The sequence below is a fragment of the Streptomyces sp. M92 genome (genome assembly GCF_028473745.1).
Classification (GTDB): Bacteria; Actinomycetota; Actinomycetes; order Streptomycetales; family Streptomycetaceae; genus Streptomyces.
Genome location: NZ_CP101137.1, coordinates 4,196,052 through 4,220,231 on the forward strand (window position 1 = coordinate 4,196,052; position 24,180 = coordinate 4,220,231).

General features: G+C 72.1%; 16 protein-coding genes and 1 pseudogene. 12 read left to right on the plus strand and 5 right to left on the minus strand.

Annotation, left to right across the window (positions count from 1 at the left end; translation table 11 throughout):
- Positions 1 to 114 precede the first annotated feature (114 nt).
- The 9 genes and pseudogenes from M6G08_RS19030 to M6G08_RS19070 all read left to right on the plus strand — a co-directional run bounded on the left by M6G08_RS19030 (position 115) and on the right by M6G08_RS19070 (position 11,739).
- Positions 115 to 852, plus strand: a complete 738-nt coding sequence (locus tag M6G08_RS19030) for a myo-inositol degradation transcriptional regulator (protein WP_217245131.1) — start codon at positions 115 to 117, stop codon at positions 850 to 852.
- Between the two features lie 219 nt (positions 853 to 1,071).
- Positions 1,072 to 2,076, plus strand: a complete 1,005-nt coding sequence (locus M6G08_RS19035) for a sugar ABC transporter substrate-binding protein (protein ID WP_272588361.1) — start codon at positions 1,072 to 1,074, stop codon at positions 2,074 to 2,076.
- Positions 2,073 to 3,119 carry an ABC transporter permease gene (locus tag M6G08_RS19040; protein ID WP_272588362.1) on the plus strand — a complete coding sequence of 349 codons (1,047 nt, stop codon included), beginning with the start codon at positions 2,073 to 2,075 and terminating at the stop codon, positions 3,117 to 3,119. The genes M6G08_RS19035 and M6G08_RS19040 overlap by 4 nt, the downstream gene beginning before the upstream one ends.
- Positions 3,116 to 3,931: an ATP-binding cassette domain-containing protein gene (locus M6G08_RS19045; RefSeq protein ID WP_272588363.1), complete on the plus strand. Its 816-nt coding sequence runs from the start codon at positions 3,116 to 3,118 to the stop codon at positions 3,929 to 3,931. Before M6G08_RS19040 ends, M6G08_RS19045 begins: the two co-directional genes overlap by 4 nt.
- 91 nt (positions 3,932 to 4,022) lie before the next feature.
- Positions 4,023 to 5,171, plus strand: a complete 1,149-nt coding sequence (locus M6G08_RS19050; RefSeq protein WP_272588364.1) for an ROK family glucokinase — start codon at positions 4,023 to 4,025, stop codon at positions 5,169 to 5,171.
- Positions 5,168 to 5,749, plus strand: coding sequence for a sugar kinase (locus M6G08_RS19055; RefSeq protein ID WP_272588365.1), 582 nt, complete (start codon positions 5,168 to 5,170; stop codon positions 5,747 to 5,749). Before M6G08_RS19050 ends, M6G08_RS19055 begins: the two co-directional genes overlap by 4 nt.
- Before the next feature lie 108 nt (positions 5,750 to 5,857).
- Positions 5,858 to 8,951, plus strand: a pseudogene (locus tag M6G08_RS19060) (SCO1167/SCO6262 family helicase).
- Positions 8,948 to 11,206 carry an SWIM zinc finger family protein gene (locus M6G08_RS19065; protein ID WP_272588366.1) on the plus strand — a complete coding sequence of 753 codons (2,259 nt, stop codon included), beginning with the start codon at positions 8,948 to 8,950 and terminating at the stop codon, positions 11,204 to 11,206. The pseudogene M6G08_RS19060 and the gene M6G08_RS19065 overlap by 4 nt, the downstream one beginning before the upstream one ends.
- 41 nt (positions 11,207 to 11,247) lie before the next feature.
- Positions 11,248 to 11,739, plus strand: coding sequence for a hypothetical protein (locus M6G08_RS19070; RefSeq protein ID WP_272588367.1), 492 nt, complete (start codon positions 11,248 to 11,250; stop codon positions 11,737 to 11,739).
- A 62-nt stretch (positions 11,740 to 11,801) separates the two neighbouring features.
- Here M6G08_RS19070 and M6G08_RS19075 read toward each other — a convergent pair whose 3' ends face one another.
- The 4 genes from M6G08_RS19075 to M6G08_RS19090 are packed head-to-tail and all read right to left on the minus strand — an operon-like array spanning position 11,802 to position 15,123.
- Positions 11,802 to 12,281, minus strand: a complete 480-nt coding sequence (locus M6G08_RS19075) for a thioesterase family protein (protein ID WP_272588368.1) — start codon at positions 12,279 to 12,281, stop codon at positions 11,802 to 11,804.
- Positions 12,278 to 13,294 (minus strand): 3-hydroxyacyl-CoA dehydrogenase NAD-binding domain-containing protein, encoded by a 1,017-nt coding sequence (locus tag M6G08_RS19080; RefSeq protein WP_272588369.1) that lies wholly within the window; start codon positions 13,292 to 13,294, stop codon positions 12,278 to 12,280. Before M6G08_RS19080 ends, M6G08_RS19075 begins: the two co-directional genes overlap by 4 nt.
- Before the next feature lie 31 nt (positions 13,295 to 13,325).
- Positions 13,326 to 14,219, minus strand: a complete 894-nt coding sequence (locus M6G08_RS19085) for a beta-keto acid cleavage family enzyme (RefSeq protein WP_272588370.1) — start codon at positions 14,217 to 14,219, stop codon at positions 13,326 to 13,328.
- A 52-nt stretch (positions 14,220 to 14,271) separates the two neighbouring features.
- A complete protein-coding gene (locus M6G08_RS19090; RefSeq protein ID WP_272588371.1) occupies positions 14,272 to 15,123 on the minus strand; it encodes a TetR/AcrR family transcriptional regulator in 852 nt (283 codons plus the stop codon).
- A 188-nt stretch (positions 15,124 to 15,311) separates the two neighbouring features.
- Here M6G08_RS19090 and M6G08_RS19095 point away from each other — a divergent pair, with 188 nt between their 5' ends.
- Positions 15,312 to 17,831, plus strand: coding sequence for a DUF1963 domain-containing protein (locus M6G08_RS19095; RefSeq protein ID WP_272588372.1), 2,520 nt, complete (start codon positions 15,312 to 15,314; stop codon positions 17,829 to 17,831).
- Positions 17,832 to 17,915: 84 nt separating this feature from the next.
- Here the strand turns inward: M6G08_RS19095 and M6G08_RS19100 are convergent, their stop codons facing one another.
- Positions 17,916 to 19,349, minus strand: a complete 1,434-nt coding sequence (locus M6G08_RS19100; RefSeq protein WP_272588373.1) for an endo-1,4-beta-xylanase — start codon at positions 19,347 to 19,349, stop codon at positions 17,916 to 17,918.
- A 446-nt stretch (positions 19,350 to 19,795) separates the two neighbouring features.
- On the opposite strand from M6G08_RS19100, the gene M6G08_RS19105 reads away from it, so the two are divergent.
- A complete protein-coding gene (locus M6G08_RS19105; protein WP_272588374.1) occupies positions 19,796 to 21,217 on the plus strand; it encodes a non-reducing end alpha-L-arabinofuranosidase family hydrolase in 1,422 nt (473 codons plus the stop codon).
- Between the two features lie 1,071 nt (positions 21,218 to 22,288).
- Entirely contained in the window at positions 22,289 to 23,974 is a 1,686-nt protein-coding gene (locus tag M6G08_RS19110) for a ribonuclease J (protein WP_272588375.1), read from the plus strand.
- Positions 23,975 to 24,180 lie beyond the last annotated feature (206 nt).

Below are 24,180 nucleotides of genomic sequence, written 5' to 3' on the forward strand. Positions count from 1 at the left end.
CACAGCCCGCACCCTGTCAATGCGTATGTCCGGACAATCGAACTACACAACTTCCCGTCATCAGCGCACGGAGCTACGCTCGGGCCCGTGCCGAAACCAGAAGTGGACCCGACCGTGTCGCTGGACCTCAGCGTGGACCGCAGCAGCCCCGTGCCGCTGTACTTCCAGCTGTCGCAGCAGCTCGAGGCGGCGATCGAGCACGGTGAGCTGACCCCCGGCAGCCTGCTGGGCAACGAGATCGAGCTCGCCGCGCGGCTCGGCCTGTCCCGGCCCACGGTCCGCCAGGCCATCCAGTCGCTGGTCGACAAGGGCCTGCTGGTGCGCCGCCGCGGCGTCGGCACCCAGGTGGTGCACAGCAAGGTCAAGCGTCCGCTGGAACTGAGCAGCCTCTACGACGACCTGGAGGCGGCGGGGCAGCGTCCGGCCACGAAAGTCCTGGTCAACACGGTCGTCCCCGCGACCGCCGAGGTCGCCGCCGCGCTCGGCGTCGCCGAGGAGAGTGACGTGCACCGCGTCGAGCGGCTGCGGCTGGCGCACGGGGAGCCGATGGCGTACCTGTGCAACCACCTGCCGCCCGGCCTCGTCGACCTGGACACCGGGCAGCTGGAGGCCACCGGCCTGTACCGGCTGATGCGGGCCGCCGGCATCACCCTGCACAGCGCCCGCCAGTCCATCGGCGCCCGCGCCGCGACCGCGGACGAGGCCGAGCGGCTCGGTGAGCACGAGGGTGCCCCGCTGCTGACCATGGAACGCACCACGTTCGACGACACGGGGCGCGCGGTCGAGTTCGGCACCCACACCTACCGGCCGTCCCGCTACTCCTTCGAGTTCCAGCTGCTCGTACGCTCCTGACCTGCGCCGTCCGGGAGCCCGGTGGCGCGCGCCGATGCCCCGCGGCTCGCCGTGCGAGTTCGTCGCAATGTCCGGACAATGTGACCGACGTCCGCTCCCCGGTGCCCGGTGTTCGTTCGCCATGTCGGACAATGGGGCGTTTGTGGTTTCCGGAGCCCGGTCGGGGCGCCCGCGGAACCCGGCACGCACAGCACGGCACAGCAAGAAGGGCACGGCCTCGTGGCACGGTTTCGGACATGGGTGGGCATCGCGCTGGCAGGGGCACTGTCGCTGTCCCTGGCCGGCTGCAGCAGCACGGGAGGCAAGCGCGCCGAGGACGCCCGCAAGGCCGCGTCGGCCCAGGGGAAGGCCGCGGTGAACACGCCCCGCTGGACCTTCGCCATGATCACCCACTCGGGTGACGGCGACACCTTCTGGGACATCGTCCAGAGCGGCGCCGAGCAGGCCGCCGTGAAGGACAACATCAACTTCCTGTACTCCCACGACGACGAGGCGCAGCAGCAGGCGCAGCTCGTGAACGCGGCCATCGACAAGAAGGTCGACGGGATCATCGTCACCCTCGCCAAGCCCGCCGCGATGAAGTCCGCCCTGGACCGCGCGCACAAGGCGGGCATCCCGGTGATCACCGTGAACTCCGGCTCGGCCGAGTCCAAGGAGTTCGGCGCCCTCACCCACGTCGGCCAGGACGAGACCATCGCCGGTGAGGCGGTTGGCGAGGAGTTGAACGAGCGGGGACGCGAGAAGGCGGTCTGCGTCCTGCACGAGCAGGGCAACGTCGGCCACGAGCAGCGCTGCGACGGACTGGAGAAGACCTTCGACGGCACGGTCCAGCGGCTCTACGTCAACGGCACGAGCATGCCGGACGTGCAGTCCGCCATCGAGGCCAAGCTCCAGACCGACAAGTCCCTCGACGCCGTCGTCACCCTCGGCGCGCCGTACGCCGCCACCGCCGTGAAGGCCAAGCAGAGCGCCGGCAGCGAGGCCGAGATCGACACCTTCGACCTCAACGCGAAGGTGGCCGCCGGGCTGGAGGACGGCTCCCTCGGCTTCGCCGTCGACCAGCAGCCCTACCTCCAGGGCTACGAGGCGGTCGACCTGCTGTGGCTGTACAAGTACAACGCCGACGTCCTCGGCGGCGGCCGGCCGGTGCTCACCGGGCCGCAGATCATCACCAAGGACGACGCCGCCGAGCTGGCCGACTACACCAGGCGGGGCACCCGATGAGCGCCGCGCAGGTCAAGGAAGCCGACACTGACGAAAGGATTCTGCACGCCTCTCCGCTGCGGAAGCTCCTGGGCCGCCCCGAGCTGGGCTCCGTCGTCGGCGCGATCGCGGTCTTCGTCTTCTTCGCCTTCTTCGCCGACAGCTTCCTGCGCGCCACCAGCCTCAGCACGGTCCTCTACGCCGCCTCGACGATCGGCATCATGGCCGTGCCGGTGGCGCTGCTGATGATCGGCGGCGAGTTCGACCTGTCCGCGGGCGTCATGGTCACCTCCTCGGCCCTGGTGTCCTCGATGTTCAGCTACCAGATGACCGCCAACGTCTGGGTCGGCGTCGGCGTCTCCCTGCTGGTCACCCTGGCGATCGGCGCCTTCAACGGCTTCATGCTCACCCGTACGAAACTGCCCAGCTTCATCATCACGCTGGGCACCTTCCTCATGTTGACCGGCATGAACCTGGGCTTCACCAAGCTCATCGACGGCACCGTCTCCACCAAGACGATCGCCGACATGGAGGGCTTCGACTCCGCCCGCGAGGTCTTTGCCTCCACGATCACCGTCGGCGGCGTGGGCTTCAAGGTCACCATCCTGTGGTGGCTGGCCCTGGTCGCCGTCGCCAGCTGGATCCTGCTGCGCACCCGTGCCGGCAACTGGATCTTCGCGGTCGGCGGCAACAAGGACGCCGCCCGCGCGGTGGGCGTCCCGGTCGCCAAGACCAAGATCGGCCTCTACATGGGCGTCGGCCTCGGCGCCTGGATCGCGGGCCAGCACCTGCTGTTCTCCTACGACGTCGTCCAGTCCGGCGAGGGCGTGGGCAACGAGCTGATCTACATCATCGCGGCCGTCATCGGCGGCTGCCTGATCACCGGCGGCTACGGCAGCGCGGTCGGCTCGGCGGTCGGCGCGCTCATCTTCGGCATGACCAGCAAGGGCATCGTCTTCGCCGAGTGGAACCCCGACTGGTTCAAGTTCTTCCTCGGAGCGATGCTGCTCCTCGCGACCCTGCTCAACGCCTGGGTCCGCAAGCGCGCGGAGGCCACCAAGTGACGCAGACCGATACCCGCGCGGCGCTCGTCGAGCTGTCCGGCGTCAGCAAGAGCTACGGCAACGTCCGCGCCCTCGAAGGGGTGTCCCTGGAGGTCCACGCCGGTGAGATCACCTGCGTGCTGGGCGACAACGGCGCCGGCAAGTCGACGCTCATCAAGATCATCGCCGGTCTGCACCAGCACGACGGCGGCACGCTCGCCCTCGACGGCGAGGAGACCCGCCTCTCCTCCCCGCGTGAGGCACTGGACCGCGGCATCGCCACCGTCTACCAGGACCTGGCCGTCGTCCCGCTCATGCCGGTCTGGCGCAACTTCTTCCTCGGCTCCGAGCCGCGCAAGGGCGTGGCGCCCTTCAAGCGCATGGACGTCGACCACATGCGCCGCACCACCCGCGCGGAACTCCTGCGCATGGGCATCGACCTGCGCGACGTGGACCAGCCCATCGGCACCCTCTCCGGCGGCGAGCGCCAGTGCGTGGCGATCGCCCGCGCGGTGCACTTCGGCGCGAAGGTGCTCGTCCTCGACGAACCGACGGCCGCGCTGGGCGTGAAGCAGTCGGGAGTGGTCCTCAAGTACGTGGCGGCGGCACGCGACCAGGGCCTGGGTGTCGTGCTGATCACCCACAACCCGCACCACGCGTACCTGGTGGGGGACCGGTTCGTGCTGCTGAAGCGCGGAACGATGGTGGGCGCGTATACGCGTGAAGGCATCACCCTGGACGAGCTGACGACGCAGATGGCAGGCGGAACGGAGCTGGACGATCTACGCCACGAGCTCCAGCGGACCCAGGGGCGCGGGGAACGGCGCGAGTGACCACGACGCACCCGCACCCGGCAACGAACCGATCACGCCACCCCCTGTCCCATTCGGCACCCGGCACAGCCGTGCGGCACAATCGCACCCGATGAGCACCTACCGCGACTTCACCGCCCCCATCGGCTCCCGCCGCGCCCCGGTCCTGCGCACCGTGGGCACCAGGGAACGCCGCTCGCACCTGACGGCACCCCGCGTGCCGACGGTCGGCATCGACATCGGCGGCACGAAGGTCATGGCGGGCGTCGTGGACGCCGACGGCAACATCCTGGAGAAGCTCCGCACGGAGACCCCGGACAAGTCCAAGAGCCCGAAGGTCGTCGAGGACACCATCGTCGAACTGGTCCTGGACCTCTCCGACCGGCACGACGTGCACGCCGTCGGCATCGGCGCGGCCGGCTGGGTCGACGCCGACCGCAACCGCGTCCTGTTCGCCCCCCACCTGTCCTGGCGCAACGAACCGCTGCGCGACCGCATCGCCGGCCGCCTCGCCGTCCCCGTCCTGGTGGACAACGACGCCAACACCGCCGCCTGGGCCGAGTGGCGCTTCGGCGCCGGGCGCGGCGAGGACCACCTCGTCATGATCACGCTCGGCACCGGCATCGGCGGCGCGATCCTCGAGGACGGCCAGGTCAAACGCGGCAAGTACGGCGTCGCCGGAGAGTTCGGCCACATGCAGGTCGTCCCCGGCGGCCACCGCTGCCCGTGCGGCAACCGCGGCTGCTGGGAGCAGTACAGCTCCGGCAACGCCCTGGTCAGGGAGGCCCGCGAGCTGGCCGCCGCCGACTCGCCGGTGGCGTACGGGATCATCGAGCACGTCAAGGGCAGCATCGGCGACATCACCGGCCCGCTGATCACCGACCTGGCCCGCGAGGGCGACGCCATGTGCGTCGAACTGCTCCAGGACATCGGACAGTGGCTCGGCGTCGGCATCGCGAACCTCGCCGCAGCCCTCGACCCGTCCTGCTTCGTCGTCGGCGGCGGGGTCAGCGCCGCCGACGACCTGCTGATCGGGCCCGCCCGCGACGCCTTCAAGCGCCAGCTCACCGGCCGCGGCTACCGCCCCGAGGCGCACATCGTCCGCGCCCAGCTCGGACCCGAGGCGGGCATGGTGGGCGCCGCCGACCTGGCCCGGCTGGTCGCCCGCCGGTTCCGCCGCGCCAAACGGCGCCGGGTGGAGCGCTACGAGCGCTACGAGCGGTATGCGGAGGCCCGCCGCACGGCCCGGGAGTCGCTGTGACGGGCTCCCTGCCCCACCAGGCCGGACCCCCGGACGAGCCCGCGCCAGGGGGTGAGGACCGCCGGCACATGATCCGCCGCCGGTCGCTCACCCTGCTCATCATCGTGCTGCTCATCGGCATCCCGGCGGGCTACCTCGTGATCTCCGCCAACCAGAGCCGCGACAGCGGCAGGGAGAAGGAGGCGAAGTACGCGGCGACCGGCATGACCCGTGGCTGGCCTTCCAAGCTGCAGCGTCGCATCTACGAGGTGCCCGTCCCGCTGCCGGCCAAGAAGATGGCGTACTACGAGACGAACAACTGGAAGACCAGCCGCCTCTACGTCCAGTTCGAGACGAGCGAGGCCGGTCTCGACGCCTTCCTGGCGGGACTCGGCGTCGACCGGGACACGCTGAAGAAGGACAAGATCGCCATCAGCGACCGCGCCCAGCGGGTCACCGGCTGGGACTTCGGCCGGTCCGGCCCGTGGTGGGGCCTGGTGAACGAGCAACCGAACCCGGCGCCCACCCAGGACGTCATGGTGAACATGAAGAACCCGGACTATCCGATGGTGTACGTCGTCTCGCGCACGGTGCCCTGACCGGCCCGAGCGTCCGGCCCCGGCAGGCCGCCGGGACCGATTGTCAGACCCCGCCCGTAGAGTCGAAGACATCTGATCCGGGTGGACTGGCGGGAGGTGACAGGACGTATGAGCGACGCGGCTGTGGCGGGTACGCCGGTCGCCGGGCGAGCCGTGGGGACCGGGCAGCCGGAGGACACGGTTTTGTTCGTCCCCGTCCGGCTCGCCGCCGTGTTCCTCCCCGCACCGCTCCCGCGCGACGGGCGGATCGCGTTCTGGGACCCCGTCGACGGCTCCGGCATCGATGCCTTCGCGCGGTACGGGGACGGGGCGGCCCCCGGCGTCGGCCGCGACGGCGGGACCGCTGCCGAGGCGGCGCCCGGGGACGGGGCGGCGGCGGAGCCGCTGCCGGGGGAGCGGCCCGGGACCGCCGTGGCGCCCGGGGAAGCGTCGGCCGCCGACGTGCTCGCCGGGGACGGGCCCGCCGCCGACGCGGCCCGGCGGCACGGTGCGCCGCCGCCCGCCCGGCTCACGGAGCTCACCGTCGTGCGGCGGCACGGCGGGGGGGGCGCGGCGCAGGACGGCGCCCGCGCTCTCGCTCCCGATCACCGAGGCCCTGCCCCTGCTGGTGCGGGCCCGGCACGACCCGGCCGCCCACCCGGCCACCGCCTGCTGGGGCGCCGCCGCCCTGCACGCCCTGCGACTCACCGCGCGCGGCCGTCTGCTGCCCGGCCTCACGCCGGCCGGGCACGACGCGTGGCGGTCCGGCCCGCTCGCCCCCGAGGACGTCGCACACCTGCGGGCGGTGGCCGCGGCCATGCCCCCCGAAGGGCACGCGGTCCCGCTGGACGGCCCCGGCCCGATCAGGCTGCCCGAGCCGGAAGCACTGATCCGTGCCTTCCTGGACGCGGTCGCCGACACCCTGCCGCGCACCCCGGCCGCGCCCCACGCCTCAGGCCGGCCCTTCGCCGACCGGGCGGCCCAGCCCATGCCGGGCGCCCACGACTGGGCCGCCGAGGTGGCCGCCGGCATGGACGCGGGAGTGCGGATCTCCCTGCGTCTCGACCTGTCGGCGTACGACCTCTTCGACGGGGACGGTGCGGGCGACGGCGGCGCGCGCAACGCCGGGGCGGCGGTCGTGCAGGTGCACAGCCTCGCCGACCCCACCCTCGTCGCCGACGCCGCGGACCTGTGGTCGGGGGCGGCGGACGCGGCTTTCGGCCCCCGCGCGCGCGTGGACGCGGCCCTCGCGGTGCGGCGCGCGGCCCGGGTCTGGCCGCCGCTGGACCGGCTCAGCGAGCAGGACGTGCCCGACGTCCTCGGCCTGTCCGAGGAGGAGGTGACCGACCTGCTCGGCGTGGCGGCCGGCCGCCTCTCCGCCGCCGGGGTCGCCGTGCACTGGCCCCGCGACCTCGCCCAGGACCTCACCGCCACCGCCGTCGTCCGGCCCGCGCCCGGCTCGGCGACGGACGGCACCGGCTTCTTCGAGAGCGAGGACCTCCTCCAGTTCCGCTGGCAGCTGGCCATCGGCGGCGACCCGCTCACCGAGGCCGAGATGGACACCCTCGCGGAGGCCCACCGCCCGGTCGTGCGGCTGCGCGACCGCTGGGTCCTGGTCGACCCCGCCCTCGTCCGCCGCGCCCGGAGGCGCGACCTCGGCCTGCTCGACCCGGTCGACGCGCTGTCCGTCGCCCTGACCGGCAGCGCGGAGGCCGACGGCGAGACGGTCGAGGTCGTACCGGCCGGCGCGCTGGCCGCTCTCCGCGACCGCCTCACGGCCGGAGTGAGCCCCGCGGAGCCGCCGCCCGGGCTCCACGCCACCCTCCGTGACTACCAGCTTCGCGGTCTGGCCTGGCTCCACCTCATGACCTCCCTCGGCCTCGGCGGCTGTCTCGCCGACGACATGGGCCTCGGCAAGACGATCACCGTCATCGCCCTGCACCTCAAGCGGGCGCGCACCGAACCGACCCTGGTGGTCTGCCCCGCCTCCCTGCTGGGCAACTGGCAGCGGGAGATCACCCGGTTCGCGCCCGGCGTCCCCGTCCGCCGTTTCCACGGCCCCGACCGCACGCTGGACGGCCTGACCGGCGGTTTCGTCCTCACCACGTACGGCACGATGCGTTCCGCCGCGGCGACACTGGCCGAGCAACACTGGGGCATGGTCGTCGCGGACGAGGCGCAGCACGTCAAGAACCCGTACTCGGCGACGGCGAAGGCCCTGCGCACGATCCCGTCCCCCGCGCGCGTGGCGCTGACCGGCACACCCGTGGAGAACAACCTCTCCGAGCTGTGGGCACTGCTCGACTGGACCACCCCGGGGCTCCTCGGCCCCCTGAAGTCCTTCCGCGCCCGGCACGCCCGCGCGGTGGAGAACGGCGAGGACGAGGAGGCGGTGGACCGTCTCGCCCGCCTGATCCGCCCCTTCCTGCTGCGGCGCAGGAAGTCCGACCCCGGCATCGTCCCCGAGCTGCCGCCGAAGACCGAGACGGACCACCCCGTCCCCCTCACCCGCGAACAGGCCGCGCTGTACGAGGCGGTGGTGCGCGAGTCGATGGCCGCCATCGAGTCGGCCGAGGGCATCGGCCGCCGGGGCCTGGTGCTCAAGCTCCTGACCTCGCTCAAGCAGATCTGCGACCACCCCGCGCTGTTCCTGAAGGAGGAGCACCCGCCGGGCGGGGCCGACCGGCTGACCGCCCGCTCCGGCAAGCTCGCCCTGCTGGACGAGCTGCTGGACACGCTGCTCGCCGAGGACGGTTCGGCACTGGTCTTCACGCAGTACGTCGGCATGGCGCGCCTCATCACCTCCCACCTGACCGCCCGCGCGGTCCCCGTCGACCTGCTCCACGGAGGCACGCCGGTCCCGGAGCGCGAGCGCATGGTGGACCGCTTCCAGAGCGGGGCGACCCCCGTCCTCGTCCTGTCCCTCAAGGCGGCAGGCACCGGCCTGAACCTCACCCGCGCGGGCCACGTCGTGCACTTCGACCGCTGGTGGAACCCGGCCGTCGAGGAACAGGCCACCGACCGCGCCTACCGCATCGGCCAGACCCAGCCGGTCCAGGTCCACCGACTCATCACCGAGGGCACGGTGGAGGACCGCATCGCCGAGATGCTCCAGTCGAAGCGCGCCCTGGCCGACGCCGTCCTCGGCTCCGGTGAGGCGGCCCTCACCGAGCTGACGGCTCGTGAACTGTCCGACCTGGTGTCCCTGCGGAGGCCGTCATGACCCCCCGCCCCGCCGACGAGGCCCGCCGCGCCCTGCGGGAAGCACGCGAGGGTGGTGAGGCGACCCGGACCATCACCACCGCCGACACGGACACGGACGCCGACGCGGTTGCCGCAACGGGTACGGGCGAGCACGCGGCGGCCCACGATCCGGCCCGGCAGCGGGACGGGAATCCCCGTTCCCAGCCCCAGTCCGACGCCCAGCTCGGAAAGGGGGTGCGCACCGGGCCGCGCCCCGGGGACATCGCACGCCAGGCACTGCGCAACGCCCGCGTCCCGGGCGGCACCGCAGAGCGACCGGACGCCGCCCCCGACGGCCCGCCTGGCCCACCCCGCAGCCGGGGAACGGAAGCGGACCGGCCCGAAGAGGTGACCCGGCCCGCCCAGCCGCCCACCGCGGACACGGCGACCGCCACCACACCGGGGAACGGCTCCGGCCGCGCGGCGGAAGGCCGGCCCGCGGACGTGGCGCGTGAGGCGCTGCGGGCGGCTCGGCGGCGGCCGGCGCCGGACCCGGCGGCCAAGGAGACGGCGACGTCACGACGGTCGGCCGGCCCGGCCCGTGCTCCGCGGCGGACCGCCGGCACGGGCACCGCCGCCGCCCGTGCTCGTGCCGTAAGGGACTTCGCCGCGGGCGCCTTCCGGCTGCCTGCGGAGGCCGACGCCGCTGGGGAGGGCACGTCCCCCGAGGAGACGGCGACCTCGGTGGAGCTCCCGCGCGCCGACGGGCCCGCCGGCGTCGCTTCAAAGGGCTCCGCGCAGGCGCAGGCTTCTTCGTCCGGTCCACCGACCCCGCTCCCCTCGTCGTACGACCCCGCGCCACGACGGCACCCGTCGGCACCGGGCCCGGAGCGCGCCCCGACGGTGCCGGACGGCCCGCCGTACCGGCCTGCGCGCCCGGCCCCGCGCCGGATCCCGCACCGAGAGGCGCGGGGCGACGCGTTCCCCACCCCGCCCCCCGAGCCACCCGCGCGGCCCCGCACACCGCGCTCCATGGCCGCCCCGGACCGGGACGGCGAGCTGCGCCGCACCTTCCCCGCCCTGCCGCCCCGGTCGTCGGCGGAGGACGGCTTCGCCACTACCTGGTGGGGCAATGCCTGGGTGACCGCTCTGGAGGAGGGCGCCCTGGACACCGCTCGGCTTCTGCGGGGGCGCGGGTACGCCGAGCGGGGCAACGTCGACGCGATCACCGTGACCCCCGGCCTGGTCCTCGCCTACGTGCAGGGCAGCCGTCCCCGCCCGTACCGGGTCCAGGTGCGGTTGCGCACGCTCCACGACACCGACTGGGAGCGGTTCCTGGACGCCGCCGTCGAACGGACCGGGCACATCGCCGCCCTGCTCGACAAGGAGCTGCCGCACTCCCTGGCCGACTGCGGCGTCCCCCTGCTCCCCGGTCCCGGCGATCTCGTCCCGCAGTGCAGCTGCCCCGACTCCGGGCACCCCTGCAAGCACGCCGCGGCGCTCTGCTACCAGACGGCGCGCCTGCTCGACGCCGACCCCTTCGTCCTGCTCCTGCTGCGCGGCCGGGGCGAACGCACCCTGCTCGACGACCTGTCCCGGGCAAACGCGGCCCGTACCGCACGCGCGGCCCAGGACCGGGGACCGGCGCCGCTGCCCGGCGTGCGCGCCACCGAGGCCCTGGCGGCGCGCACGCCGCCGCCCCTCCCGGCGCCACTGCCCGCGCCCCCGCATCCCGAACAGCCCCCGGCCTACCCGGCGGCCCCGGGCGGTCCGGACCCCTTCGCGCTGGACCAACTGGCCACCGACGCCGCCGCCCGTGCCCACGTACTGCTCACCACGGGCCGTGACCCGGTCGGTGGGCTGACGCTGTGGCAGGACGCCGTCCGACTCGCCGCGGCCCGCCCCGGCTCCGGCCTCACCGCAGGCACCCGGGCGCTGTACGCGTCCCTCGCCGGAGCCGCCGGACGGGACACGGCGGAGCTGGCCCGTGCCGTGGCCGCCTGGCGCCAAGGCGGACTCGACGGCCTGGACGTCCTGGAGGAGGCCTGGGACCCGCCGGCCGGCCGCTTCGACCGCGCCCGCCCCCTGCTGCTCGCCGCCGACCTCCCCGCCTTCCGCCCCTGGCGCAACCGCCTCACCCACCCCCAGGGCCACGTCCAGCTCCGGCTCGGCCGCACCGGGCTCTGGTACGCCTACGAGTCGGAGCCGGGCCGCGACGACTGGTGGCCGCGCGGCACCCCGGACCTCGACCCGGTCGGCGCGCTGACCGGCCTGGGCGCGTCCGGTGACCTCTGAGGTGCTGCCCGTGACCCGACCGACGATGCGCGAGGTACCTCGTGAGCAGGTTGCTGCACGCGTTCGACGCCCGCGTTTCCCCGAGCTACGGCGTCTTCGGCCTCCATGACACATCCGTCGACGCCTATGGACTGGAGGCGGATGCCACGAAGTGGCTGCTCTCCGCCCCTGGTCTCGTCTACATGCAGGTGCCGTCCCAGGTGATCCGGGCCGCGGTACGGCTGGAGAGCTGGTCCACTCTTCCTCCGGAAGAGGACGCCCAGTGGTCCGGTCGTGAGGAGGTGCGCATCCGGCTTCCCGGCGGTGACCTCGCCATCCACACCGTAGACGGCGGGCGTCAGGAGGTTCCGCTGGTTCTGCCTTCGCCCGGCCAGTACCTGATGCGGTGGCAGTGGATGTTCAACAGCGAAGGCGGTCCCTTCACCTCACCGCTCTCCTGGCGCACGCTGGAGGTTCCGCCGGTGCGGGACGACAGGCTGAACGGCAGGGATCTTTACTGTCTCGTTCAGATCTGGCGGACGTCCGCCGAGTGACTGGCGAACGCCCGCCTTGTGAGCGGACCGCGGGGCCCGACGTGCGGTCGGGCCCTGGTCCGTCAGGCCACGGCGCCGATCGAGCGGCCCGCCCACTGAGGAGCCGGTTCGGTCAGCTCCGTGAAGCGGTGCCGGACCGCGTCCGGGAACTCGGCCGCCCGGCCCGCCTGCTGGTCGACGTGGACCGCGAGCAGTTCCGTCGTCGCCACCGGCGCGGCGTCGGGCGTCGGCTCCGACTCCGGTCCGGACACCACGTACATCTCGTGCGTGAAGCGTGCCTTGCGCGCCGCCCCTCCCAGCACGCGCGTGCGGATGGCCAGATGGGCGCCCTCGGGCACGTCCCGGAGGAAGCGGATGTGGGACTCGACCGTGTAGAGGGAGCAGCCCGTGGACTCGCGGTAGCCGGAGTCCAGGCCCGTCTCGATCATCAGCGCGTCCGTGGCGTGGCCGAAGACGAGGACGTAGAAGGCCTCGCTCATGTGACCGTTGTAGTCGATCCAATCCGGGCGGACCGTGCTGTGGAGCAGAGGGAGCTTCGTCATCGCGAGTCCTCCGCGCGGCCCAGGCGGCCGGTGGCGCGCAGCACTTCTATGACGCCCCGGTCGCGTGCGGCCACCAGGTCCGCGATGGAACGGCCGTCCGCCGCCTCGTCGCAGCCCGCCACCACGGCGTCGTACAGCGCCTTGTCCAGTTCCGGCGCCTCCAGGCGCGTCCACGGCGACTTCAGGGACGGGCCGAAGTGGTCGAGCATGTGCGCCATGCCGCCTTCGCCGCCCGCGAGGGCGAAGGTCAGCATCGGCCCCATCACCGCCCAGCGCAGCCCGGGACCCTCGGTGATCGACAGGTCGATGTCCCGGACCGTCGCCTCGCCGTTGGCGACCATGTGCAGCGCCTCGCGCCAAAGGGCCTCCTGGAGGCGGTTGGCGATGAAGCCCGGTACCTCGTCGGCCATCGTGATCACGGACTTGCCCGCGACCTCGTAGAAGCGGGAGGCCCAGGCGACCGCGGTCGCGTCGGTGCGCTCGCCGCCGACGACCTCGACGAGCGGTATGAGGTAGGGCGGATTGAACGGGTGGCCGACGACCAGGCGCGACGGGTCCGCGGCCGCCGTCTGCATGTCGGTCATCGGATACCCGGAGGTGGAGGAGGCGATGACGACGCCGGGCGGTGCCGCCGCGTCCAGGCGGGCCAGCAGGTCGCGCTTGAGGTCGAGCTTCTCGGGCGCGCTCTCCTGGACGAACTCGGCGTCGGAGACGGCCTCTTCGAGGGTGCCGGTCACGGTGAGCCGGTCGGCCGACGCTCCCTCGGCCAGGCCGAGCGCGGTGAGCGCCGGCCACGCCGCGTCGACCAGACGGCGCAGCTTCTGCCCGGCGTCGGGCGCCGGGTCCCAGGCGGTCACGTCGTAGCCGCGCGCCAGGAAGTGGGCGACCCAGCCGCCGCCGATGACTCCGGCGCCGACGCAGGCGACGCGGCGGACGTTCTCGGGCGAGGTCCGCCCCGGCGAGATCGGTTCGTGCGAGAGCGGTTCGGGCGGGGTCGTCTCGGATGAGGTCATGGGTGTGTTGGTCCTTAGTCGTCGCTTCGGGCTACTTGCGCGGCTTCAGGCCGAGGGCGGCGCGGGCCTCGTCCGGTGTCGCGACGCGTGCGCCGATCGACTCGGTGATGGTCACGGCCCGCTCGACGAGCTGGGCGTTGGTCGCCTTGTTGCCCTTGCCGAGGTACAGGTTGTCCTCCAGGCCCACGCGGACGTGCCCGCCGAGCAGGATGGACTGCGCGACCCACGGCATCTGCATCCGGCCGAGCGCGAAGCTCGCCCAACGCGCGCCGTCCGGCAGCATGTTGACCATCGACTGGAGTACGCCGGGGTCCGCCGGCGCGCCCCACGGGATGCCCATGCACAGCTGGAAAACGGTCGGGTCGTCGAGCAGGCCCTCGGCGAGCAGCTGCTTGGCGAACCAGAGCTGACCCGTGTCGAAGATCTCCAGCTCGGGCCGCACACCCAGCTCCTGGATGCGCCGCGCGCCCGCACGCAGCATGTCGGGCGTCGAGACGTAGAGATTCGAGCCGTCGCCGAAGTTGAGCGAGCCGCAGTCCAGCGTGCAGATGTCGGGCAGCAGGTCCTCGACGTGCGGGAGGCGCTCCAGACCGCTGACGAGGTCGGTGCCGGGGAGATGGGTGAGCGGGTCGTCCGGGTCGATGACCAGGTCGCCGCCCATGCCGGCGGTGAGGTTGATGACGACGTCGGTGCCGGTCTCCTTGATGCGCTCGACGACCTCCCGGTACAGCTTCGGGTCACGGGACGGATCGCCGGTTCGCGGGTCGCGTACGTGGATGTGGACGACGGCGGCTCCGGCGGCGGCCGCCTCCACGGCGTTCTGGGCTATCTGCTCCGGGGTGACGGGGACGTGGGGACTCTTGCGGACGGTGTCGCCGGCGCCCGTGAGCGCGCAGGTGATGATGACGTTCTCGGTCATGGGCATGCGGGGGTCTCCCAGGAGGGCAGGGGGGTACGGGACTTCGGCGGCCGCCGGCCTACTGGGCCAGGACCGTGTGGTCGACGTGGGCGGTCAGGGCGGCGTGCATCGCGTCCGCGGCCGCGGCGGACGAGGGTCCGCTCACCGAGAGGACGTGTGTCGCCAGGCCGTCGATCAGCGCGGTCAGCGTCAGCGCCGCCGCCTGGGGATCGATCCCGGCGCGGAACACGCCCTGTCCGACACCTCGGCGTACGACGTCGGCGACGGTCTCCCGCCACTGCCGGTAGTACTCGGAGTGCAGCCGGCCGACCGTCGTGGAGCGCGCCGCCTCGGCCCACAGGTCGAGCCACACCGCCCACTGGCGGCGCTGCTGCTCGGTGCGCGGCGTCTGCAGCGCGATGAGCTGACGCAGTTCCTGAGCCGCGTCGTCCGCCTCGGCGAGACGGGCGGCACGCCGCGCGGTGTCCTCGTCCATGCACCAGCGCACGGCCGCCTCCAGGAGTTCGGCGCGGCCCGGGAAGTGGTAGTGGATCGCGGCGCTGCTGGTGGCGCAGGCGCGGGCGATGTCGGCGACCCGCACCGCGTGGAAGCCGTGCTCCGCGATCAGCCGGACCGTCTCGCGGACGATCTGCAGCGGTCGCCCGCCCTCGACACCCACGGCCGGTGCCGAGTCCCTCTCACGGGGGTGGGCGCCGAGCAGCCAGCCCGCGTCCACCCGGCCCTCGTCGGCGATCCGCGCCAGCTCCGCGGCCGTGAAGCGGCGGGTGCCGCTCAGCGAACGCGACAGCTTGGACGGGTCCATCACGACCCGGCGCGCGAACTCGCGCTGGCTGACACCCGCGGCCGCGATGACCTCGCGTACGCGGGCGGCGGCGGTCGGTGTGCCCTCGAGGGCGTCGTCGGTCTCCACGGGGCACGACCCTAGGCATGCGTTGCGAAAAACTCAACACGGTCGGACGGAGAAGTAGCAGATGGGTGACGGCATTGAGCTACCTGACTTGCGTGTCAGTCAGGAAAGCGGCCTCCTGTGCGGAAGGGCCGCACGCCGGCGCGGTGCCCGGGGTAGGAGGCCGCCCCGCAGCTCGATAGGCTCCCCGGATGCCGCAGGACGAGATGGACAAGACCAGAGACGCCCAGATCCCGACGGGTACACCGGCCGACCTCGCGACCGCCTTGCGCACCTGCCTCGCGCCACTGAGGACGTGTCAGGCCTTCGACGGCGCGGTGGAGTACGTCTTGCGGGGCACGGGACGTGAGGTCCTGGCCGCACTGAACGACGCGCGGTCCACGACGGGCGGGAGGATGGTGTCCGCGGGCGGCGGCTGGCCGCACGAGCACGTCGCCGCCGTCGCGGCCCTGCAGCCGGGCTGGAGCACGGAGGCCGCGGACGTCGCCCGGCTCGTCGTCTACCGGGACGCACCGGCCGAAGTGCTCGCCCGGTTCGGGCAGTTGCTGGACGCGATCGCCGCCCCGGACCGGCCGGACCCGAGCACCTGGCTCGCCACGCTCGCGGACAACGTGGTGAAGGCGACCGGAACCCGGTCCGAGGTCTCCCGGCAGGCACGCCGGCGATGGACGCCCGACCTGGTGAGCGAAGTCGCCCGGGCCGGTGGCGCGCCCGGCCGCACGCCCGTGCACACGACGCTGACGACGCTGCTGCACCGTGACGGCGACAGCAACTCGGCCCGCCGGCAGACGCTCCTGGCGACCGACGCCGGCGACACGTTCCTCGCCCGGCACGCCGACGTGGTCGCCGAGGTCGCCGGCGCGGGCGGGACCGGCCGCCGCCGGTTTCTGGCACTGCGGTGCGCGCGCGACGCCGGACAGCACGGCGGACTCCTCGCCGCACTGGCCGTCGACGAGGACCGCGGCGTGCGGGACGACGCCCTCGCCGCGCTGTCCTGGCTGAAGGGGCCCCGGCAGGTGGAACTCCTGCGCCCGCACCTGCGGACGGCGGCACCGGAGCGCCTCGCCGAAGTCCTGGGGCGCCTGGTCGACGTCGACGGCGGCCTCGCGGCGATCGAGGACGCGCTGAGGGCGCCGGAAGGGCAGCCGCTCGACGCCGAGCGCGCCCGGTTGTTGCGCCGGACGGCCGACCGGGCGTCTCTCGCGACCGGACCCGACGCCGTCGTACCGCTCCCGCCGACGGCACCGCCGGCCGACGCCGACCTCCTGGCGGAGCTGGACACCCGGCCCGCCGCCGCCCGCCTGGAGGGTGACCGCTTCTGGCCCGGCGTCGAGCAGCGGCTGGCGCGGATACCCGACGTCCGCGTGTTGCGGAACGCACTGCGGCAGGCCGGGATGACCGACGCCGACCGCCGGGTCACGGCGCTCCTGACGACCCGGAGCACCGGGGCGTTCGGCCGGAGGATCGGGGCGGTTCTGACCCCCGAGGACGCGGTGCGGTGGTGGCCGCTGTTCGCCGAGCGGCCGGACCTGGTGGACGAGTACCTGGAGGGCTTCGACGCCAGGAGGCACCCCGACGACGAGGCCGTCGACACGACCCACATGATGCTGACGATCCTCGAGTGCTTCCCGGAAGTCCCGAAGACGCTGGCCCCGCGCCTGACGTCGATCGCGCTCGGCGTCTCACGGCACCGCCTGGCCGCGCGCCGGGTGCTCGGTGACACCCCGGACGTCCGGGCGGCCGCCCGGACGGCGCTGGACGGTGCCGGGGAGATGACGCGCGGGTCGGCGGCGGAGTGGCTGGCCGGCCTGGGCGAGCCGGGCATCACGGCGCCGGAACCCGGCTGGGAGTTCGGCGACGGCGTGCTGTCCCCGGCCACCCGGACCCTGCCCGCCGCAACCCTCTGGTGGCTCGACCGCTTCCGGGAGCAGGCGCTGGAGCGAGGCGTTCCGGCGCCGGACGTGGACCGGTGGCTCGGACTCGCACGCCCGATGCTGCGGACGGCTCCCGACGGGAGCGGGCCGGTGGTGGGCAGGCTCGGCGGGCCGCTGATGCTCCCGCCGGACCTCCCCACCCCCGGCGCCACTCACGGATCGGCGGGCGAGGAGTACGAGGACCACCACCAGCTCATCCTGACGCTCGACTTCTCCGCCGTCCCCGACGGGGCGACCGACCTGCCGCTCCCGCCGGACGGCACACTGCTCCTCTTCGCCAACGCCGACCTGGAACCCTGGCCCGCGGGCGGCGCCGTGTACGTACCGGCCGGAGTCCCGGTGGAGGAACGGGAGTCGTCCCCCGACTACGAGGTCTACGAGTACGACAGCCCGGAGGACCTGGACGCCGAGTTGCGCAGGGCCGGCGAGCTGCGACTCGCGCCCGGTGTGTCCCTGCCCTCCACGCCGCCCGACGGCGAGACGCTCGCCCGGCATCCCCACGCGGAGACCCTGCGGGACGTCTGGTCCGACCAGACCGACGGCGGCGGGGACTGGCAACTCGGCGGCCACGCCGCCAACTTCGACGACTACGGCGACCCGGTGCCCGCCTCCGCGTACCCGGAGGTGGGTGACCAGGTCACGAACCCCGGCGACTGGGTCCTGCTCGCGCAGTGGGTGGGGTTCCCCATGTCGATCCTGTACTGGACCATCCCCCGCCAGGACCTCGCGGCCCGCCGCTTCGACCGGGTCACCGTCCAGATGCACGCCAACCCCTGAACACCGCGAAGCGCCGGGCGGTGCCGGGCGCGAGGGTCGCCGCCACCACGGCGGCGACCCCGGACTACCGCGCGGCGGGCACCGTCAGGTGCGGGTCCAGCGCTGGTTGCTGCCGTTCGAGCAGGAGTAGAGCTGGATCAGGGTGCCGTTGGCGGTGCCGGCTCCGACGGCGTCGAGGCAGAGGCCGGACTGGACGCCGACGATGGATCCGTCGGAGTTGAGGCGCCACTTCTGGTTGTCGCCGCCCCAGCAGCTGTAGATCTGGACCTTGGCGCCGTTTCCGGTGCCGGCGGCGTCCAGGCACTTGTCGCCGTAGACCCTCAGCTCGCCGGCGTCGGTGTACGTCCACTGCTGGTTGGTGCCGCTGTGGCAGTCCCACAGCTGGAGCTGGGTGCCGTCGGTGGTGACGGCGTCGGGCACGTCCAGGCAGCGGCCCGAACCGACGCCCTTGATCTGCCCGGAATCCGCGGGGGGCGTGGTGGAGCCGCCGCCGTTGAGGGCGTCGAGGACGGCGGTGTAGGCGGGCTTCTTGCTGCCGTCACCGTTGAACAGCAGCGGTGTCTGCTCCGATCGCCAGGAGTCGGTGTCGCGCACGCCCCAGACGGTGACGCCGAGGCAGCGCTCGACGGCCAGGCAGTCCTTGACCACGTTCGCGTAGGTCGTGGGTGAGGCGCCCTGGATGTCGAGTTCGGTGATGGCCACGTCGACGCCGAGCGCGGCGAAGTTCTGCAGGGTGGTGCGGAAGTTGGCGTTGTAGGGGCTGCCGCTGTTGAAGTGCGACTGGAATCCGACGCAGTCGATCGGCACGCCGCGCTGCTTGAAGTCCCGGACCATGGCGTACATGGCCTGGGTCTTGGCCCAGTTCCAGTTCTCGACGTTGTAGTCGTTGTAGCAGAGCTTGGCTTCAGGGTCGGCGGCGCGCGCGGTGCGGAAGGCGACCTCGATCCAGTCGTTGCCGGTGCGCTGCAGGTTGGAGTCCCGCCGGGCTCCCGAACTGCCGTCGGCGAACGCCTCGTTCACGACGTCCCACTGGGTGATCTTGCCCTTGTAGTGGGCCATCACGCCGTTGATGTGGTCGATCATCGCCTGGCGCAGTGCGCCGCCGCTGAGGCTCTGCATCCAGCCGGGCTGCTGGGAGTGCCAGGCCAGGGTGTGACCGCGCACCTCCTTCCCGTTCTGCACCGCCCAGTTGTAGACCCGGTCGGCGGCGGTGAAGTCGAACCGCCCTCGCTGCGGTTCGGTGGCGTCGATCTTCATCTCGTTCTCGGCCGTCACCGAGTTGAACTCACGGTTCGCGATCGCCGTGTACGTCGAGTCGCCCAGCTTGCCCGAGGCGATGGCGGTGCCGAAGTAGCGGCCGCTCTGCGCCGCCGCCGCGCCGAGGGTGCTCTCGGCGGCGTGCACGGTCGACGGCGTCACCAGTGCGGTGACCGCACCGAGGACGCCGACGACCATCGCCAGTAACAGGCCGCGGAGCTTGCGGCGGAAGACGGCTCTGGGGAGGGCGTACGAGCCCATCACTGTGCCTCCAAAGTAGAAATCACGGAAGGACTGAAGCGCGCAGGGGTCGCGTCGTCCGCTCCCGAGCGGCAGACGGACGCAGCCGGCGGACCGCCGGTCGGCGACAGGAATGATTGAGGTGTTGACGATGCATCGTCAATACTCCGTCGCCAAAAAGTTTCAGTCGAACTACCGAAACATTCGAACCTAGGTAGCTTGAGGGACGGCTCCGGGGAGGCGTCAGCGGCTCCGTGAGTCATCGTCAGTCGTTCTCCGTGCGGCCGCAGTGGTGTAGCCGTGCAGGCCGAGCGGGCCAGGCGTGAATGTTTCGGTTTCTGAAGCGATAGATGCGAGAGGGGTTGACGTCGTTCGACGGCTCCCTAGCATTCAGCCTGCTCGACACTTCGGCCTTTGTTCGTAATTCCGAACAGGCCGACCGACCACTCACGGTAGAGGAAGTCCCCATGCGCAGAGGAAGTCTCACCCGCGGGCACCCGTCCGCGGTGCTCGCCGCCGTGGCGGCGGCCGTCGCCGTGCTGGCGGCGCTGCTCACCGTCGCCCCGGCCCAGGCGGCCGCCAGTGGCGCCTTGCGCGGTACCGGTTCGGGGCGGTGCCTCGATGTGCCGGGCGCCGTCCAGACCAACGGCACGTACCTGCAGATATACGACTGCTGGGGTGGGACCAATCAGCAGTGGACGCTGACTGACAGCCGGCAGCTGACCGTGTACGGCGACAAGTGCCTGGATGTTCCCGGTCACGCCACCGCGCCCGGGACGCGGGTGCAGATCTGGAGCTGTTCCGGCGGCGCGAACCAGCAGTGGAGGGTGAACTCCGACGGCACGGTCGTCGGCGTGGAGTCCGGGCTGTGCCTGGAGGTCGCGGGGGCCGGTACGGCCAACAGTACGGCGGTGCAGATCGGCAGGTGCGGCGGCGGCAGCCACCAGAAGTGGTCCGGCCTGTCCGGGCCGCCGACGGACGGAACGTGCTCCCTGCCGTCGGCCTACAACTGGTCGTCGACGGGCGTGCTGGCGCAGCCGGCGAACGGGTGGGCGGCGGTCAAGGACTTCACCACCGTGACCCACAACGGCAAGCACTTGGTCTACGCGACGAACGTGTCGGGATCGTCGTACGGCTCGATGATGTTCAGCCCCTTCACCGACTGGTCGGACATGGCGTCGGCGGGCCAGACTGGGATGAGCCAGGCCGCGGTGGCGCCCACGCTGTTCTACTTCGCCCCCAAGGACATCTGGGTGCTGGCGTACCAGTGGGGTTCGTGGCCCTTCATCTACCGCACCTCGAGCGACCCCACCAACCCCAACGGCTGGTCCGCTCCGCAGCCGCTGTTCACCGGCAGCATCTCCGGCTCCGACACCGGTCCCATCGACCAGACCCTGATCGCCGACGGACAGAACATGTACCTGTTCTTCGCGGGCGACAACGGAAAGATCTACCGGGCGAGCATGCCGATCGGGAACTTCCCGGGCAACTTCGGCTCGTCGTACACGACGATCATGAGTGACACCAAGGCCAACCTGTTCGAGGGCGTGCAGGTCTACAAGGTCCAGGGCCAGAACCAGTACCTCATGATCGTCGAGGCGATGGGCGCGAACGGACGCTACTTCCGTTCCTTCACGGCCTCCAGCCTGAGTGGCTCGTGGACTCCGCAGGCCGCCACTGAGAGCAATCCCTTCGCGGGCAAGGCCAACAGCGGCGCCACCTGGACCAACGACATCAGCCACGGTGACCTGGTCCGCGCCAACCCCGACCAGACCATGACCATCGACCCCTGCAACCTGCAGTTCCTCTACCAGGGCAAGTCCCCGAACGCGGGCGGACCCTACGACCAACTGCCCTGGCGACCGGGCGTCCTCACCCTGCGGCGCTGACCGCAGGGCGAGGAAGAGGACAACGCCCGGCGTCGCAAGGCGGCGACAGCCTCGCCCGCTCGTTGGGCGGCCGGCTGCTCAGGTTCGCGACGAAGTGCGGTGAAGCGGCGTGGGCAGCAGTGCGCGGGCGGCCACTGGACGCCAGAGCTTCCCTTCGGTGACCCGGCCGAACGCCTGGTCGCCGAAGTGGAGGCGAAGCCGGAGGCGCGCGGTGCCCCGCAGCTCGCCGAGCAGTGCCGACCGGGCTGTCGTCCGTGTCGTCGTTCCAGCGTCCGATCAGGCTGAGGTCTTCGACTGCGGCTCGGGGCCTTGCCTCCCGGCCCGCCACCGACTGGACTCCACCATCGGCCCCTGAAACGAGCGCCCCTGACCACCACAGGGCAGGACCCCGACGATCACCACGCTGGGGTCCTTCTCCGGCCGAGACGGTTCCCCCAGTCCGTGGCCGGAGCCCTGCCAGCGCGCCGGTTGCCCGTCGGCGGCCTGCCAGGCCCAGTGAGGCGCATGCTTGCCGTGCCGACGTCTGTGCCGTCCCGCGCGCCTGGCACGATGGTTCCCAGGCAGCCGCCGCCGGCTCCAAGGAGCAGGACGCCGTCTTCGTCGCCATCGAGTCTCTGGGCGAGCACTGGACGGTGAGGGCCGACATGATCACCGCCCCGCAGCAGGCCGTCGCGGACTCGGTGTACGACGCTTTCCGCGCGGCGGTCATCCAGACGATCCGCGTCGACGAGATCCGCTCGGACTCCTCCGTGGGGCCGGTCTGCTTCGTACTGCACGACGTGGCAGACGAGAGCCGGGCCCGCACACTCGCAGCCGCCCTGCACCCCGCCCTGTACGGAAACCTGGCGTCGCTCGCCCGCGCGATGCCTACCGCATCTTGGCCAGCCGCCTTCAGGACTCCAAGATCATCTCGTGGCGGCTTCCGAGCTCGCCTTGGCTGGACCCCGCCCTGGCCTCTCCCTGTCCGGCCGCCGGCGTCATCGGATCGTCCCGGACACCCGTTGTGGTGCCCCGACCATGTCGGGAGTAGGTAATGGATCACCCTGTCCGCTCTCCGGGTACCGTCAGGGTATGAGTCATCCGCACCCCGAGCTGAAAGCCGCCCCGCCCCTTCCCGAAGGAGGGCTGCGCGTCATCGCCCTGGGCGGCCTAGGCGAGATCGGCCGCAACATGACCGTCTTCGAGCACGCGGGCAAGCTGCTCATCGTCGACTGCGGGGTGCTGTTCCCGGAGGAGACCCAGCCTGGCGTGGACGTGATCCTTCCGGATTTCACCTCGATCCGGGACCGGTTGGACGACGTCGTGGCCGTGGTACTCACCCATGGCCACGAGGACCACATCGGCGGCGTGCCGTACCTGCTGCGCGAGCGGTCCGACATTCCGGTCGTCGGCTCCAAGCTGACGCTGGCGTTCCTGGAGGCCAAACTCAAGGAACATGGCATCCGGCCGCGCACGGTGCGGGTGCGGGAGGGTGACCGGCGTGGCTTCGGGCCCTTCGACTGCGAGTTCGTGGCGGTCAACCACTCCATCCCGGACAGCCTCGCGGTCGCGATCCGCACCCCGGCCGGGATGGTGCTGCACACAGGCGACTTCAAGATGGACCAGTTCCCTCTCGACGACCGGATCACCGATCTGCGCGCCTTCGCCCGTCTCGGCGAGGAGGGCGTGGACCTGTTCCTCACCGACTCCACCAACGCCGAAGTGCCCGGCTTCACCACCTCCGAGCGTGAGCTGAACCCGGCGATCGAGCAGGTGATGCGGACCGCGCCGCGCCGGGTTATCGTCTCCAGCTTCGCCAGTCACGTGCACCGTATCCAGCAGGTCCTGGACGCCGCCCACCAGCACGGCCGCAAGGTCGCCTTCGTCGGCCGGTCGATGGTCCGCAACATGGGCATTGCCCGTGACCTGGGTTATCTGAAGGTCCCGTCCGGTCTGGTCGTGACCACGAAGGAGCTGGAGAAGCTTCCGGACCACAAGATCACTCTGGTGTGCACCGGCTCCCAGGGCGAACCGATGGCCGCGCTGTCACGGATGGCCAACCGCGACCACATGATCCGCATCGGCAAGGGCGACACCGTCCTGCTCGCCAGCTCCCTCATCCCCGGCAACGAGAACGCCATCTACCGGGTGATCAACGGACTCACCCGGTGGGGCGCCCACGTGGTCCACAAGGGCAACGCCAAGGTGCACGTCTCCGGACACGCCAGCGCCGGCGAACTCGTCTACTGCTACAACATCGTCAAACCCCGCAACGTCATGCCCGTGCACGGCGAATGGCGCCACCTGCGGGCCAACGGCGACCTCGCCATCCGTACCGGCGTCGACCCAGACCGGGTCGTCATCGCCGAGGACGGCGTCGTCGTCGACCTCGTCGACGGGCGCGCATCCATCACCGGCAAGGTCCCCGCCGGCAACGTCTACGTGGACGGCACGGAAGTCGGCGGTGCCACCGAAGCGTCCCTCAAGGACCGCCTCACCCTCGCCGCCGAGGGCGTGCTCACGGTGGTGGCGATCGTCGACGCGGACACCGGCGCCCTCGCCGAGGCCCCCGACTTCCTGGCCCGGGGATTCGTCCACGACGACACCACGTTCGAGCCGGTCATCCCCGTCATCGAGAAGACCCTGGCCACCGCGGCCGAGGAGGGCGTCGGAGACGCGCGCCAACTCGAACAACTCCTCGCCCGCGCCGTGGCGAACTGGGCGTTCCGCACCTACCGCCGCAAGCCCCTCATCATCCCCGTCATCATCGATGCCTGAGCCACACCCGGGCAGGAGTCCAGGGGCGGACGCCGACGTGCGCGAGGTGAGACCCGGCGACGAGTCGGTCCTGGTGTCCAGCCTCATGACCGGCCCGATGGGCCGGTGATGAGACTGGCATCCCGCGGCACATCCAGCAGCCGACCTGCCGCCGGGGCAGCAACATGACGGCCACGGGCGTCAGAAACGCGGAAAACCCGGTTTAC

Excerpts from the sequence above, each read along its gene's own strand:
- M6G08_RS19105 (WP_272588374.1), top strand. The coding sequence starts at position 19,796 with ATGCGCAGAGGAAGTCTCACCCGCGGGCACCCGTCCGCGGTGCTCGCC.
- M6G08_RS19085 (WP_272588370.1), bottom strand. The coding sequence starts at position 14,219 with ATGCCCATGACCGAGAACGTCATCATCACCTGCGCGCTCACGGGCGCC.
- M6G08_RS19075 (WP_272588368.1), bottom strand. The coding sequence starts at position 12,281 with ATGACGAAGCTCCCTCTGCTCCACAGCACGGTCCGCCCGGATTGGATC.
- M6G08_RS19040 (WP_272588362.1), top strand. The coding sequence starts at position 2,073 with ATGAGCGCCGCGCAGGTCAAGGAAGCCGACACTGACGAAAGGATTCTG.
- M6G08_RS19110 (WP_272588375.1), top strand. The coding sequence starts at position 22,289 with ATGAGTCATCCGCACCCCGAGCTGAAAGCCGCCCCGCCCCTTCCCGAA.
- M6G08_RS19080 (WP_272588369.1), bottom strand. The coding sequence starts at position 13,294 with ATGACCTCATCCGAGACGACCCCGCCCGAACCGCTCTCGCACGAACCG.
- M6G08_RS19095 (WP_272588372.1), top strand. The coding sequence starts at position 15,312 with ATGCCGCAGGACGAGATGGACAAGACCAGAGACGCCCAGATCCCGACG.
- M6G08_RS19065 (WP_272588366.1), top strand. The coding sequence starts at position 8,948 with ATGACCCCCCGCCCCGCCGACGAGGCCCGCCGCGCCCTGCGGGAAGCA.
- M6G08_RS19050 (WP_272588364.1), top strand. The coding sequence starts at position 4,023 with ATGAGCACCTACCGCGACTTCACCGCCCCCATCGGCTCCCGCCGCGCC.
- M6G08_RS19100 (WP_272588373.1), bottom strand. The coding sequence starts at position 19,349 with ATGGGCTCGTACGCCCTCCCCAGAGCCGTCTTCCGCCGCAAGCTCCGC.